17 protein-coding genes are annotated in these 12,284 nt (G+C 34.1%); 4 read left to right on the top strand and 13 right to left on the bottom strand.

Annotated features, from left to right (window positions below; all coding sequences use genetic code 11):
* Positions 1 to 402 precede the first annotated feature (402 nt).
* Positions 403 to 657, top strand: a complete 255-nt coding sequence (locus ACWV26_RS07340) for a GlsB/YeaQ/YmgE family stress response membrane protein (RefSeq protein ID WP_455897693.1) — start codon at positions 403 to 405, stop codon at positions 655 to 657.
* 302 nt (positions 658 to 959) lie between these two features.
* Here the strand turns inward: ACWV26_RS07340 and ACWV26_RS07335 are convergent, their stop codons facing one another.
* The 7 genes from ACWV26_RS07335 to ACWV26_RS07305 form a co-directional block, all read right to left on the bottom strand.
* Positions 960 to 1,178: a hypothetical protein gene (locus ACWV26_RS07335; protein WP_455897692.1), complete on the bottom strand. Its 219-nt coding sequence runs from the start codon at positions 1,176 to 1,178 to the stop codon at positions 960 to 962.
* Positions 1,179 to 1,269: 91 nt separating this feature from the next.
* A complete protein-coding gene (locus tag ACWV26_RS07330) occupies positions 1,270 to 1,485 on the bottom strand; it encodes a hypothetical protein (protein ID WP_455897691.1) in 216 nt (71 codons plus the stop codon).
* Between the two features lie 699 nt (positions 1,486 to 2,184).
* Positions 2,185 to 3,087 carry a class A beta-lactamase gene (gene bla / locus ACWV26_RS07325; protein WP_455898201.1) on the bottom strand — a complete coding sequence of 301 codons (903 nt, stop codon included), beginning with the start codon at positions 3,085 to 3,087 and terminating at the stop codon, positions 2,185 to 2,187.
* A 223-nt stretch (positions 3,088 to 3,310) separates the two neighbouring features.
* Positions 3,311 to 5,107 carry a BlaR1 family beta-lactam sensor/signal transducer gene (locus ACWV26_RS07320; protein WP_455897690.1) on the bottom strand — a complete coding sequence of 599 codons (1,797 nt, stop codon included), beginning with the start codon at positions 5,105 to 5,107 and terminating at the stop codon, positions 3,311 to 3,313.
* Complete coding sequence (locus ACWV26_RS07315) at positions 5,107 to 5,496, bottom strand: BlaI/MecI/CopY family transcriptional regulator (RefSeq protein WP_455897689.1); 390 nt, start codon at positions 5,494 to 5,496, stop codon at positions 5,107 to 5,109. The genes ACWV26_RS07320 and ACWV26_RS07315 overlap by 1 nt, the downstream gene beginning before the upstream one ends.
* Before the next feature lie 460 nt (positions 5,497 to 5,956).
* Positions 5,957 to 6,691, bottom strand: coding sequence for a polysaccharide deacetylase family protein (locus ACWV26_RS07310; RefSeq protein WP_455897688.1), 735 nt, complete (start codon positions 6,689 to 6,691; stop codon positions 5,957 to 5,959).
* 335 nt (positions 6,692 to 7,026) lie between these two features.
* Positions 7,027 to 7,131, bottom strand: a complete 105-nt coding sequence (locus ACWV26_RS07305; protein WP_455898200.1) for a CPCC family cysteine-rich protein — start codon at positions 7,129 to 7,131, stop codon at positions 7,027 to 7,029.
* A gap of 11 nt (positions 7,132 to 7,142) precedes the next feature.
* On the opposite strand from ACWV26_RS07305, the gene ACWV26_RS07300 reads away from it, so the two are divergent.
* Positions 7,143 to 7,355 carry a hypothetical protein gene (locus ACWV26_RS07300; protein WP_455897687.1) on the top strand — a complete coding sequence of 71 codons (213 nt, stop codon included), beginning with the start codon at positions 7,143 to 7,145 and terminating at the stop codon, positions 7,353 to 7,355.
* Positions 7,356 to 7,533: 178 nt separating this feature from the next.
* Here ACWV26_RS07300 and ACWV26_RS07295 read toward each other — a convergent pair whose 3' ends face one another.
* Complete coding sequence (locus tag ACWV26_RS07295; protein WP_455897686.1) at positions 7,534 to 7,716, bottom strand: hypothetical protein; 183 nt, start codon at positions 7,714 to 7,716, stop codon at positions 7,534 to 7,536.
* A gap of 796 nt (positions 7,717 to 8,512) precedes the next feature.
* Here ACWV26_RS07295 and ACWV26_RS07290 point away from each other — a divergent pair.
* Positions 8,513 to 8,827: a YmaF family protein gene (locus ACWV26_RS07290; RefSeq protein WP_455897685.1), complete on the top strand. Its 315-nt coding sequence runs from the start codon at positions 8,513 to 8,515 to the stop codon at positions 8,825 to 8,827.
* A 181-nt stretch (positions 8,828 to 9,008) separates the two neighbouring features.
* Here the strand turns inward: ACWV26_RS07290 and ACWV26_RS07285 are convergent, their stop codons facing one another.
* The 5 genes from ACWV26_RS07285 to ACWV26_RS07265 all read right to left on the bottom strand — a co-directional run bounded on the left by ACWV26_RS07285 (position 9,009) and on the right by ACWV26_RS07265 (position 11,443).
* Positions 9,009 to 9,491, bottom strand: a complete 483-nt coding sequence (locus ACWV26_RS07285; RefSeq protein ID WP_455897684.1) for a hypothetical protein — start codon at positions 9,489 to 9,491, stop codon at positions 9,009 to 9,011.
* 130 nt (positions 9,492 to 9,621) lie between these two features.
* The gene (locus ACWV26_RS07280) at positions 9,622 to 9,756 is read right to left on the bottom strand and encodes a YjcZ family sporulation protein (RefSeq protein WP_455898199.1); all 135 of its coding nucleotides are present in this window, start codon (positions 9,754 to 9,756) and stop codon (positions 9,622 to 9,624) included.
* Between the two features lie 253 nt (positions 9,757 to 10,009).
* Positions 10,010 to 10,549 carry a GNAT family N-acetyltransferase gene (locus ACWV26_RS07275; RefSeq protein ID WP_455897683.1) on the bottom strand — a complete coding sequence of 180 codons (540 nt, stop codon included), beginning with the start codon at positions 10,547 to 10,549 and terminating at the stop codon, positions 10,010 to 10,012.
* 289 nt (positions 10,550 to 10,838) lie between these two features.
* Positions 10,839 to 11,039 carry a cold-shock protein gene (locus ACWV26_RS07270; RefSeq protein ID WP_455897592.1) on the bottom strand — a complete coding sequence of 67 codons (201 nt, stop codon included), beginning with the start codon at positions 11,037 to 11,039 and terminating at the stop codon, positions 10,839 to 10,841.
* 179 nt (positions 11,040 to 11,218) lie between these two features.
* Positions 11,219 to 11,443, bottom strand: a complete 225-nt coding sequence (locus tag ACWV26_RS07265; RefSeq protein ID WP_455897682.1) for a hypothetical protein — start codon at positions 11,441 to 11,443, stop codon at positions 11,219 to 11,221.
* 307 nt (positions 11,444 to 11,750) lie between these two features.
* On the opposite strand from ACWV26_RS07265, the gene ACWV26_RS07260 reads away from it, so the two are divergent.
* The gene (locus ACWV26_RS07260; RefSeq protein WP_455897681.1) at positions 11,751 to 12,182 is read left to right on the top strand and encodes an ASCH domain-containing protein; all 432 of its coding nucleotides are present in this window, start codon (positions 11,751 to 11,753) and stop codon (positions 12,180 to 12,182) included.
* The last annotated feature ends 102 nt before the right edge of the window (positions 12,183 to 12,284 follow it).

The following is a 12,284-nucleotide window of genomic DNA, read 5'->3' as shown; positions in this document are numbered from 1 at the left end:
CTTAAATTATTCTGTCCAAAAGTTTAACCGTAAACCTTCATAATATCTACTTTGCTTTAAAATGTTATTCCACAACCTGGTCCGATTGTTGAACACAAGTTCTTCTTTAAACATAAGACCAATCTTGAATCTATAAAAAATATCCATAAGTGCTACCTTAGTTTTTTGATCATAAGCCAAGAATGAAAAGGAAATAAGTACAGGTGCATAGTTTTTTCTTATTTCTCAACAGGTCATGGATGGGCACTTTGTCATTTAAAAACGCTTTAGGTATAACAATTTCCGCTATCTCCCTTGAAATTTCCGCTAATTTTTTCCTCCTTAATGTTTAAAAGGATTTAGAGTAAAGGTTATAAAACACTATAACGAAATAATTAAACTACAAAATAGGAGATGAACAGTATGAGTTTCATTTGGTTTTTAATAATTGGCGGAATTATCGGTTGGCTTGCAGGTATCATTTTGGGAAAAGATATCCCAGGTGGAGTTATTGGTAATATTATCGCAGGTATTATCGGTGCATGGATTGGTGGTATGCTTCTTGGAAGTTGGGGGCCTAAAATTTCTGATTTCTATATTTTCCCTGCTATCCTTGGAGCAATTATACTTGTGTTCATTGTGAGCTTCATTATGAAATCACTGCGTACAGCTTCGTAATGCTAAATAGATCTTTTAGTTTATTTCTATACGGTTAAGCGAATCATATGTAAGCAACAATAAATGGTGACTGTGTATATAATGAAAAAGCGGCTTTCCACAATCTAATCTGTGGAGGACCGCTTTTTACTTTGTTCTTATTTACTTAACAATCCTCGGTTCCGTTAATTCAAGAAGAACAGAGTGGCTTATTCCACAATCGCGCCCGATTGTGGAATAAAAAATATATTTATTTTGCTAAATCAAGAAATGATCATTGTCATTAATACTCTGGGTTCAGTTTTAACATAGCCATACTCTAATTATTTCTTGTTACGGTATACCTGAATTTCATGATTAGGATTGAGGGTTATTTTACTGTTATCTATTAATGTAATCTCAAGAGGAAATATGGCAGACTTTTTATCAGAAAATATCCATCTTCTCCCTGGTTGGGCTAATATAATAAATATTCCCTTCTTTCTTTCACCCATGAAATTAAGGGATTTTCTACTTATTTCATTATTGTAAACCGATTTCACTAATGTTTAAAATACTTTTAACCGAAAAAGGAGCGATGTCATCTTCAGAATTTCATATCTTGAAATAAATTCTACTATATTTCCAGAAGGGTCACAGAAATATAAAGCTCTGAAAATAAGCTTCATCTGCCCCCTCTTCAGCAAGTAAATTCACTCTTTCTTTTGCCCACGATTTTGCTTCATAAAATTTGTTAGCTGGTATGTTAAAAGCAAAGTGGTAATAGGGATTACCTTCTACTTCTCTTGTAGTAAACTCAAGCTCACCTGTACCAACAGCAATTCGAAAGCTATTCTTATCCTCATTCATTAAAAACCTAACGTATCAATATAGAATTTTTTCATAATCATTAAACTTTTAGTCTTTAAAACAATCGATTTAATTTCCATAGAAAATGACACCCCTTTTTGAATAACTACATTAATAGTATCAATTTTCAAAAATCTATAATTCAAAGGTCTAATGTTATTAAACCATCCATTTACTTTAAGTTATTTCTCACAAAGTAGTTAAATCAAAAGTAGTTAAATCATCATTATCTCTAAAATAAGGTTCTCAATAATATGGCCCTTCATGTAAAAAGCGCAAATCCTATACAGGAAATGCGCCCGATTGTGGAATATTGAAAATGCGAAAGAACTGCAAAATATTCTTCAGTAATTTCACTATAGCACTAGTTAGTTGAATTGGTTTTTCACGAAACAATTAAGTCCTTTTTCATTTTAGTCTCTTTAGTCAAATCTAATTACATGATGAGATTTTATAACCGCAATAAACTCCAACCCCACCTAATGATGGATGATCGTATAAGAGAAAATCCACAAATAAACATCTACACTAGTAATTATTTCAAGTAGCAACCTAAATGTTGTCCATTCCTATTATTGTATAGAAAAAGTTATCAGTCAGCACATACTATTCTTTCTAATGATTGTATATGATGACTGAATGATAAGCCTGTTTCACTGATGCAATTGAGAATTGTGATGAGTAAATTTACTTATCTGTTCACTTAAGAGCATTAAGTGCGACCTTTGCAGCTTCTGCGATTAGCGTATTGTCATAGGTGGCATTCTGTGTATCGCGGCTGGATAGAACTGCGATGACAATGGGAGCTCTATTTGGTGGCCAAACAATCGCAATGTCATTCCGTGTTCCATAGCTTCCTGCCCCACTCTTATCATCGACTTCCCAGCCTGTTGGTGCGCCGGCGCGGATCAATGCATCTCCAGTGGCATTTCCACTCATCCAATCTGCCAGGATTTTACGTTTATCAGTTGGGAGCACATTGTCAACCGCGAAAGCCTTAAGGTCGTTAGCGAGTGCTTTTGGTGTGCTGGTGTCACGTTTATCTCCAGGAACAGCTGAGTTCAAATCCGTCTCGTAGCGATCAACTTGGGTAACGTGATCGCCAATTTTCCTCAGTGCTGTTTCAAATCCTTCAGGGCCTTCCAACTTCTTTAATAAAAGGTTCCCTGCAGTGTTGTCGCTATATCGAACAGCGGCCTCCATAACTTCCCGAAGAGTCATCCCGGTATCTGTGTGAAGCTGCGTAACGGGTGAATACGAAACTATGTCCCCGCTGTTATATGTGATTAAGTCGTCGAGTTGATCAATGGAGTAACGCTGTAGCAATGCACCTGCGGCTAAAGCTTTATAGGTGGATGCGTAAGCGAACCGCTCATTAGGTCGATAAGCTACTTTCCGTTTACTACCGGTATCGATAGCGTAGACTCCAAGCCGGGTGTCAAATTTGCTCTCGAGATCTGCAAACTCACGGTGTATATGGGATTCAGGTGTTTTCGCAACTGCCTTTTTGGGCTGGTCAGAATTGTTATGGGTTGGCATGGACCAGCCGGCGAGTGGTACAATGGCAACCACTAGCACCAGGACAAATATAAATTTATTCATATTGAAAAAATTATGTGTTTTCCTCAAAATCTTAACCTCTTTCTATTAATATTAGATTGCAAGAATACTACACATGTAGTATTTAATTGCATTTATTATACTACATGTGTAGTAATAAGATGTCAATCTTTTTTGTGTACAAGGTAGTTAAAAATACTACGATTGTAGTATTTTATCCCAGAAAGTCCCAAAAAGGAAGGGTAATCCTTTCTGGGGTTAATTATTAGTACATTTTTTTTTGATGCAGGATCTGCTTGGCTATTTCCGCGGCCTTACTTCCCTGGGCTTGACCATCCCTATTTTGAATATTAATGGCAAAATAAAAACGATCATCACCTTTATCGACAAAGCCAATAAACCAGCCATTTACATTCTTTCCATTAACCATACCGGTTCCCGTTTTACCATACAACCGCCCATTCTTTTGCACGTCTATTAAAATGGCCTTTTTTACCGCCTTGATATTTTCCGCTTTAAAACCCCATTGATTTTCTTCTAATTGGTATAATAATTGGACTTGTTCAATGGGTGATATTTTTAGGGAAGATTCCATCCAGTAACTATCCAAATTTCCTGAAAGATCCTCATTCCCGTATTTTATCCTGTGAAAATAATCTTGCAGCTGCTTTCTCCCTACCTCTCGATCGGTATTCTGGAAATACCAATTCACGGAATGGCTTAATGCAGTCGCTAAATTTTGATTTTGATTCCATTCTGGAAAAGGGTAAATTTCCCCATCCCAAACCTGTTTATTGTTATTCGGGGAAATCACTTTGGATTCCAATGCAAATAAGGCAGAATATATTTTATAGGTACTATCAGGAGAAATCCTTTGTTCACTCATCTCTCGATTATATATTTGATATTGGTTTTTAGAGGGATCATATAAAACAAAGCTGCCCTTGTAGCCCTTAAAATAGGAACTTAGATCTTCATAGACCATATTCTTCCCGCTAAACTGATACACATCATTTGGGCTGGCAATAACAGTGGTGATTGGAGCAAGGAATAGCACAACAATTCCTAAAACAGCACAGATGACCTTGCTTTTCCATTTCAATAATAGAGAATCTCTAGAGTAGCTTGCAATGCACTGGATTCTTTGTTTGATTTGTTTTTTTGTCCCACCTATACCTGGAGCAAACTGTTCAAAGGGCCGATCATATTTTTTATCTACAAAACGAATGATGGTATACCCATATTCGATATATCCGCTCTCATCCAAGAGATTTAAAACGGATGCATCGCAGGCCAATTCCCGATCCATTCGAATCCTTTTTAAAGCATACCAGACAACCGGGTTAAACCAATAAATAATCTGAAATATCCACATGACGTAATTCACGAACAGATCCTTGCTTTTATGATGGTACAGCTCGTGCAAAAACACGTATTTTAATTCATTTAACGAGAATGTTTCTCGCGTTTTGCTTGGTAAAAAAATAAAGGGCTGAAAAATCCCGAACGTGATCGGTGATGAAATAAGAGAGGTCTCTCGCAACCTTATGTTTCTTTTAACCCCAACCATCTCTTTGCACACTTCTAATAGTTTGTTTAGCTTTTGGTTATGAACAGCCGCAGCCAACTTTTTGATTTGATAGATTTTATAGTATGAATAAACAGCAGTCCCAACAAAAAGAACCACTCCAATGATCCAAACTGTAAAAAATGTATGGTAGACGAATTCGGGCGTTGACTTGTTTACCGATACCGTGAAATCATGTAATAAATCACTGTTTGGCGCCTGAGAGGCATCCCCTCCATTAATCCTTTCACTCTTCAATGGAGCTTCTCTATGAAATAAAAGTAAGCTTTTAAAATAGTCAGTTCCTTCTTTAAGGTAAAAATAATTCCAAGGTAAAAAGGCAGCAAGGATTGGAATGCAAAGAAAATACCAAATATGATAATGTGCTTTCACTGTCATATGATTGTTTAATAGCGTTTTGATTAAAAGAATGATGAAAATAAGAAGGGATACCACGATTGTACTTACTAAAATCCGCAGCAGCATAGTATCCATTATTTCTCCCCTTCTTTCTTATCCCTCATGGACAATATTTTCTTTAATTCCGATATTTCTTCATTCGATAACTGATCATTTTCAATAAAATTTAAGACCATTGAATGTAACGTACCGCCGAAAAACTGCTGCAGAAAGGATTTACTTTTTTGCTCAACATAATCGTGCTTTTCAACCAGTGAAGTATATATAAACACTCGGCCATCTTTTATTGCATGCAAAGCCTTTTTCTTAACTAGGCGCGCCAACATGGTGTGAATGGTATTTGGCTTCCAATCACTATTATTCGATAATTTCTCCACTACCTCAGGAGTCGAAATCGGCTCATAGTTCCATATAACCTTCATCACTTCATATTCTGCTTCTGATATTTGTGGAATCTCCTTCATGATAATCCTCCTACTTTTACAACTGTAGTATTTATTATAGCAAGACGGTCTAAATACATAAAGAATATTCGCGACTTTAGCCTATGATAAATCCCCCCTGTGTGCTGAGGATTTTTCTGATACCATTCACCTTATTTGAGATATAAGAATAGCCGATCGATCTATTAACAAGAATTATGCAAGAATATGGCCCGATTGTGGAATAAAAGCTAATAATGATAATTCAACTAAACTGCCCCGTTTCTTGAATAAGAAAAAAATGATCTTCAATTATTAAAGAAGTTAAAAATCTAAAAATTAATAGAATAATCCCCAAGACAATTAATTCGATAACCATTGAGCTTCCTACTTCCCTTAATAAACCATTTTTCCGGATTCTTTATCCATTTGCTTATAAACACTATTAACACTTTCCCTTGGTTCAAAAAGAAAAAACGATTACCTATTATAGTAACCGCCTTCAATCTCCTTCCACGATCTTTGCAAATTCATCAAGGGTAGTTGAATACTTGATATAGATCCGTGGTAAAAGATACAATTCGTCTTTTATGCCCTTCTCAGAAAATAATTCAGGAATTGTCGTAAGTCCAAAGGAATAGTATTTCTTAGTTTCTGCCACGACCTTGTTATTGAAATTTCCGTATGGATACGCAAGAGCAATAACTGGTTTGCCCGTTACTTTTTGAATTTTATCTTTAGACTCTTTCAGTTCATATTCGTAATTTTTTATTTTCGTCAAATTAGGATGTGTAGCAGTATGAGACTGAATTGAAATAATCCCCGAATCAGCCATCATTTTTAAATCCGATTCCGATAATCGATTGGAGCGACCGATAAAGTCAGAAATAACAAAAATGGTACCAGTTGGTTGAAAACGTTCGTTTTTCAATTTTTGAAAAATATCAAATGCATTCAGATTGTTTTTCCACCCATCATCAAAGGTAATGAAAATAGGTTTGTTTACTTTATCAATGTCTTGCCATCGTTCAAAAGTTAATAATGTGTAGCCATGATCTCTTAGATAAATCATTTGTTTCTCAAAATTCTTCGGTGCTACATATAAATCCTTAGAACCATGCCCATTAAATTCGTCAATCGAATGATATATTAAAATAGGCACTTTTCGTTGAGCAAAGACTTGAGAGGGAAGAATTAAAATAAGAAGACATAGGAAAATCATTGCAACCTTTTTCATAAAACGCCTCGCTTTATATCTTTATTAGTACTTTTAAATTTATTATTCCTCAAAAACCGAGAACTATTATTATTTCTCCAATTTTACATTCCATCTACCATTGATCAATTGTGATTTTGATAATCCCAAATTACATGCTAATTTTTATTGCACATTGATTGAAAGCGTTCCTCAACAATATGGCCCGATTGTTGTATAAGAGCTAAAGACGATTCTTCAACTACTCCGCCCCATTAGTTGAACAGAGGATGAAAAAGGCTACCTTTGAATGTTGCTTCAGCAGAAGTAGTGCTAAATAAACTTTAGGTTTTCTAACATTTTTAACAAATCTCTTTTCACAAGTCACCATGACTAATATAATTTTTTTGGGCTTCAATTAGAGGTATTTGGTTAGCACCTCTATCATAGTCATTTTCTTTTTGAAATGGGTCATCCTCTATTTTATTTGGGAATGGAAGCAGTAACTGTTACAGTCGATCACGCTCCAAATGACTGGGATTCGAATCTAATTAGTTCTAATATGGTTCAATTAAGAGATGGATACTTTGGAGTGCTTACAAGCGATAAGGACGATGCGGATCAAAACATGGAAGTTTATTATTTCGATAAAGAAAAGAAAGAGGTTATCTTTATCAATGAAAGAGACCTAAACGTTATGGAATAGATAAGCATATGGTGGCTGTTTTTGCCTATCTCCCCGAAAAGGTGGAATAGGGGCGCTTCCTTATGCAAGAAAAGCGTACTTTAATTGAATAAGAAAAAAGATCTGTATGTACAGTTCAATAACCTAGTTTCAAATCAAAATAAAAAAATCCCCACCAATAAGATGCGGATTAACTATCTCAGAGTAATTGTTCAAATTTTTTTATTTCTTTAAGTAACTCATTCTTTTCTGGTCTTAATTTTAATGCTTCATCTAATTGATTATTAATGAGAAAATCTAATTCTTTTTGAGCAATTTTATTAAATTCTCGATTTTTTTCAAGATACTTATCGGATAGATTTTTTCTTAAATCCTTATCCATAATTACTCAACTCCCTACACGTTAATCTTAACACAAAGAGAAGTTAAATAATTAAGGCAAATATACCGTTTAAAAAATATCTACTAACTTAGTCGGCACATAACCTGTGAGCAATTGCACTTTACAATAAAAATATAATAGGTAATTTACCTTATATTAACGAACAATATCGCCAATCGTAGATATTTTTCGATTGCTATATGCTTCGAATTATTTATTTATAACATACGTACCCATTCTAGAGGAGTATAATCAATTAAAATTATTCGGTGGTAGATTTTATCCAATTTAGAAGATTTAATTTTAATTATTGTTGATGAAGTTATTTGTCTAAAATAAGTAGCAAATCTCAAATATGTCTTATTCCATTAAATGGCTCAAATATTGAATAAGATAAGGTCTAAGAACGATTCTTCGACTAGTCTGCCCCTTTAGTTGAAAAATGCATGAAATTGCTACCTTAGAATGTTACTTTAGCAAAAGTAGTGTTAAATAAACTTTCAATGTCATAACAAAAGAAACGAAAAGAACCTAAACTCTTGAAATGCATAAGTTTAGGCGCATTATCTTTAATTAAAAATAACAAGTTAAGATTCTGCTACGGGATCAACTTGGCCATAATGGGCTCTTTTAGTTTATGGCAAAACTTCACAATCAGCATTCTTATATGTGAGCATATCAATAATCATCAATATACTTAGTTAAGTTTTCTAATTTTTTCTTTCTTTTTATTCATAAATCCTCCTCCTTATCAATAAGATGTCACGTACTCAAATTATAAGGAGGCTCAAATTTTATGTCTGAAACACAAACTCATGTACATGAATTCTTAGCAAGTACCAAATTAGCTGAAGAAGGTGAAGATAGACATAACCATCGTTTCGCAGGGGTTACCTCTGAAGTTATTCCTAGGGGTGATACTCATGTACATGTATTACTCACTAATACTGACTTTTTAGATCATCATCATGAGGTAGGAATAGAAACAGGGCCAGCTATTGATGTTGGCGATGGAAAACATATACACTTTGTCTCAGGGACCACTACACTAGATGATGGACATGTGCATGAACTTGAATTCGCGACTTTAATTCAACAGCCTCTTGTTTAAAAGGAATAAAAAAGTTAGCTCTCGAATTCTATTTAAATATATTAAAAACAAAGAACGCACAAATATTTTCTTATTTGTGCGTTCTACTATTTACTTTCCCCAATAATAAACCCAGCCGGTTTGAAAAAAGATTGGCATTCATGTTTTTACTTAAAAAGACCAACCTTCATCGGCTAAATTTTTATTTAAGAACTTGAACTTGATTCAAACCAACGTCTTTTTTGGCTGTGAGAGCTTGAACTGGATTCATTTCTATGACATTTTTTGTTGCAAGTGCTTGAACTGGATTCATCTTTTCTATGACATTTTTTGTTGTTTGAGCTTGAACTGCTTGAACTGGATTCATCTCTATGACATTTTTTGTCGTGAGAGCTTGAACTGCTTGAACTGGATTCATCTCTATGCTTTTTTTTGTTGTGAGAGCTTGAACTGCTTGAACTGCTTGAACTCGATTCATCTTCTCTATGACATTTTTTGTCGTGAGAGATTGAACTTGATTCATCTCTATGCCACCATTTTTTGTTGCGAGAGCTTGAACTGCTTGAACTGCTTGAACTGCTTGAACTTGATTCATCTTCTCTATGACATTTTTTGTCGTGAGAGATTGAACTTGATTCATCTCTATGCCACCATTTTTTGTTGCGAGAGCTTGTACTGGATTCATCCCTACGATTTGAGTGTCTTCTATGGTTATCGTTATTGCAACCCAAAGTATTTCCCCCCTTTCATTTAAGTACTATTAATATATTCTAAGGAAATTGATGCATCGGGGCATAAGTATAATAGCTTCTAAATTAGTAGTACTCTTTCTCTATAAAGCTAACAAAAATAATTTTTAGGATAAACAGTACAACAATTAAAGTAAATTCATTGTTGTTATCTCCACGCTCATAACCACAGTAGCTGTTTTTGAATAGTGTACTTGATATTTTATTTCATTCAAGTCGTTTTTGTGCTAACCTGCTCTGTTTTTTTAGTTCATTTTTTACCCTCATTCAATTTTTATCATTAGTATCCAAGTTACTTGTGTATTTATTAAAGAATAAGAATATGGCCCTTTAGCTAAAAAAGGCACAATTCTTTTTCGAGAATAGCGCCCGAATATTGAAGATCGTTATTTAATTAATTCCTGTTAAATTACAACTATTCACATCTTATTTCTATAATTCTTATTTTACTACTTCAGACTTTATTGGAAATTTTTAAAGCTTCCCATTCTTCTCTTAAAATCCCCATACGTATGGAATCATAATAATTACCTTCGTAGTAGCTGACTTTTCGAATACGAGCCTCCATTTGCATACCAATTTTTTCTCCAACACGAATCATACGTTCATTGCCCGACCAAGTGGTTAAACCAACTCTTCCTAGAAGTAATGTATTAAAAATATGATTAATCCAAAGTTTCAAAGAACGAGTTCCTAAGCCTTTACCCCAATTAGGAGCTTCGTGTATAACAATACCTAACTCCAACCATATTTTTTGGTCATCTTCAAAGTAATAGGAGACAATACCACGTACCACTCCATCAACACAAATAACCCAAAAATTTTCTTTACCAACCCAATAATTACTTGTTTTGATGAATTGTTCATATGACATAGACTTATGTGGAAAGTATGGAGCGTCCCATTTTTTCCACTCTGGAGCATCATCTTTGTAACTTTCAGTTTCATTACAAAAGAAACGAAAAGAGCCTAAAATACATGAGTTTAGGCGCATTATCTTTAATTAAAAATATCAAGTTAATGTGCTGCTTAGCGATCAGTTAGGACATAATGATATTAAAACAACTTCCCATTATACTAATATGGCAAATAAAGATAGTGAAAAAATCTTAAGTAAAATGGATCAACATAGAAATAAACAATAAATAATGAAGCATCTAATAGTTTTATTAAAAGTCAAGTAAATATCTAAAATTGATTTGGAGTTGAACTAAATAAAAAAGAGGAACCTTTTCGAAAGGATTCCTCTAGTTTTTTATATAATTCTAAAACTTATTTAAAAATTAAAGTTTTACAATATTTGCAGCTTGTGGTCCGCGTTGGCCTTCTTCAACGTCGAATTCAACTTTTTGACCTTCGTCTAAAGATTTGAAACCGTCGCCTTGGATTGCTGAGAAGTGAGCGAATACGTCTGCTCCGCCTTCAACTTCGATGAAACCAAAACCTTTTTCTGCGTTAAACCATTTTACAGTACCTTGTGTCATTTAAATGACCTCCAAATAATTATTAATATATAAGCTTTTTAAAAGAAAAAAATTCACATATTACAAAAAGTACCGAACAAACACGATTACTCTTTGTAACATGTAAATTCATTTTTTTACTTAAATGGATTTTATTAGCTTAATTATATACCGTAAATACACATTTGTCTAATTTTATTTTAGCTAACTTCGTAAAAAATATTTAAAATTAATAGGCAATTATCATATGTAACTTCTTCAAATAAAGAATTTACAAAATCTAGATTATTAACGATATTTTGATATGCTGCTTCTTGCTGCTCAATTCCTATTAGATAACTCTTATTTAGAATGTCATATGGTAAATTCAAATTCGCATATCTTTCACTTATTATTTTGAATATTTCAGGTTCTTTTTCCTTCATTTTATTTATCAGGACAGAATTCCCTTCATTTTTACCTTCGATAGAAACTATATTCGAAATATAATTGAGTATTTATTTTCCGTGCTATCGTTTTCCTATTACCGTTAGTTAATTCACATTTAGTGAGTTTGTAAAACCCAACAAAAATAGTTCGCTGATTAATATATGATATTAATGATTACTGGTCATGACTCATGCCTCATAAATTGGATTTCCATGAACTGATATTCTGCCTTTTGCTCATAATATTCCTTTAAAGGGACACTCTATAATCAAAATAAACTTCTATAGCTTGGAGGTTGTCAGAATGAAGGTTTTATCAATGATCCAGCCGTGGGCAAGCCTTTTTGTCCTTAGAGAGGCAACATATGAAACAAGGTCATGGAGAACGAATTATCGGGGGCCACTTGCTATTCACACAAGTAAAAAAATAGATAAAGAGGTCTCTAACCATATAGCCATAAAGACGTTGCTTGGTAAGCACGGATACACACCAGAGAATCTTCCAACTGGCCAGATCATTGCTGTATGCAAACTTGTAGATTGTTTGAAGGTAACTGAAAACAATGAGACATGGGCCATTCTGGAGGATGGTCGAATCGTATCAGGGAATGACTATTTTATGGGTAACTTTATAGTGGGAGGTTATGCTTGGGTAGTTGAGGATATGCAGATGCTGGATGAATTTATTCCAGCAAAGGGAAAACTAGGATTATGGGAGCATGTTTTAATTTTATAGGAGCTGATACATTGCGCTGAATCAGCTCCTTTAGAAACCCACTTTTCACGCACAAAATCTTCTAGCTTCTTTATTTTTCCAGACATCCTACCGCTCCTTTAC

The organism is Rummeliibacillus sp. JY-2-4R (genome assembly GCF_053847205.1).
This window is presented reverse-complemented; position numbering and strand designations above follow the sequence as displayed.

Bases quoted from the DNA above. Each gene is read 5' to 3' on its own strand.
- ACWV26_RS07340 (WP_455897693.1), top strand. From the start codon at position 403: ATGAGTTTCATTTGGTTTTTAATAATTGGCGGAATTATCGGTTGGCTT.
- ACWV26_RS07330 (WP_455897691.1), bottom strand. From the start codon at position 1,485: ATGAATGAGGATAAGAATAGCTTTCGAATTGCTGTTGGTACAGGTGAG.
- bla (WP_455898201.1), bottom strand. From the start codon at position 3,087: ATGAATAAATTTATATTTGTCCTGGTGCTAGTGGTTGCCATTGTACCA.
- ACWV26_RS07320 (WP_455897690.1), bottom strand. From the start codon at position 5,107: ATGGATACTATGCTGCTGCGGATTTTAGTAAGTACAATCGTGGTATCC.
- ACWV26_RS07315 (WP_455897689.1), bottom strand. From the start codon at position 5,496: ATGAAGGAGATTCCACAAATATCAGAAGCAGAATATGAAGTGATGAAG.
- ACWV26_RS07310 (WP_455897688.1), bottom strand. From the start codon at position 6,691: ATGAAAAAGGTTGCAATGATTTTCCTATGTCTTCTTATTTTAATTCTT.
- ACWV26_RS07300 (WP_455897687.1), top strand. From the start codon at position 7,143: ATGGAAGCAGTAACTGTTACAGTCGATCACGCTCCAAATGACTGGGAT.
- ACWV26_RS07295 (WP_455897686.1), bottom strand. From the start codon at position 7,716: ATGGATAAGGATTTAAGAAAAAATCTATCCGATAAGTATCTTGAAAAA.
- ACWV26_RS07290 (WP_455897685.1), top strand. From the start codon at position 8,513: ATGTCTGAAACACAAACTCATGTACATGAATTCTTAGCAAGTACCAAA.
- ACWV26_RS07285 (WP_455897684.1), bottom strand. From the start codon at position 9,491: ATGAATCCAGTACAAGCTCTCGCAACAAAAAATGGTGGCATAGAGATG.
- ACWV26_RS07275 (WP_455897683.1), bottom strand. From the start codon at position 10,549: ATGCGCCTAAACTCATGTATTTTAGGCTCTTTTCGTTTCTTTTGTAAT.
- ACWV26_RS07270 (WP_455897592.1), bottom strand. From the start codon at position 11,039: ATGACACAAGGTACTGTAAAATGGTTTAACGCAGAAAAAGGTTTTGGT.
- ACWV26_RS07265 (WP_455897682.1), bottom strand. From the start codon at position 11,443: ATGAAGGAAAAAGAACCTGAAATATTCAAAATAATAAGTGAAAGATAT.
- ACWV26_RS07260 (WP_455897681.1), top strand. From the start codon at position 11,751: ATGAAGGTTTTATCAATGATCCAGCCGTGGGCAAGCCTTTTTGTCCTT.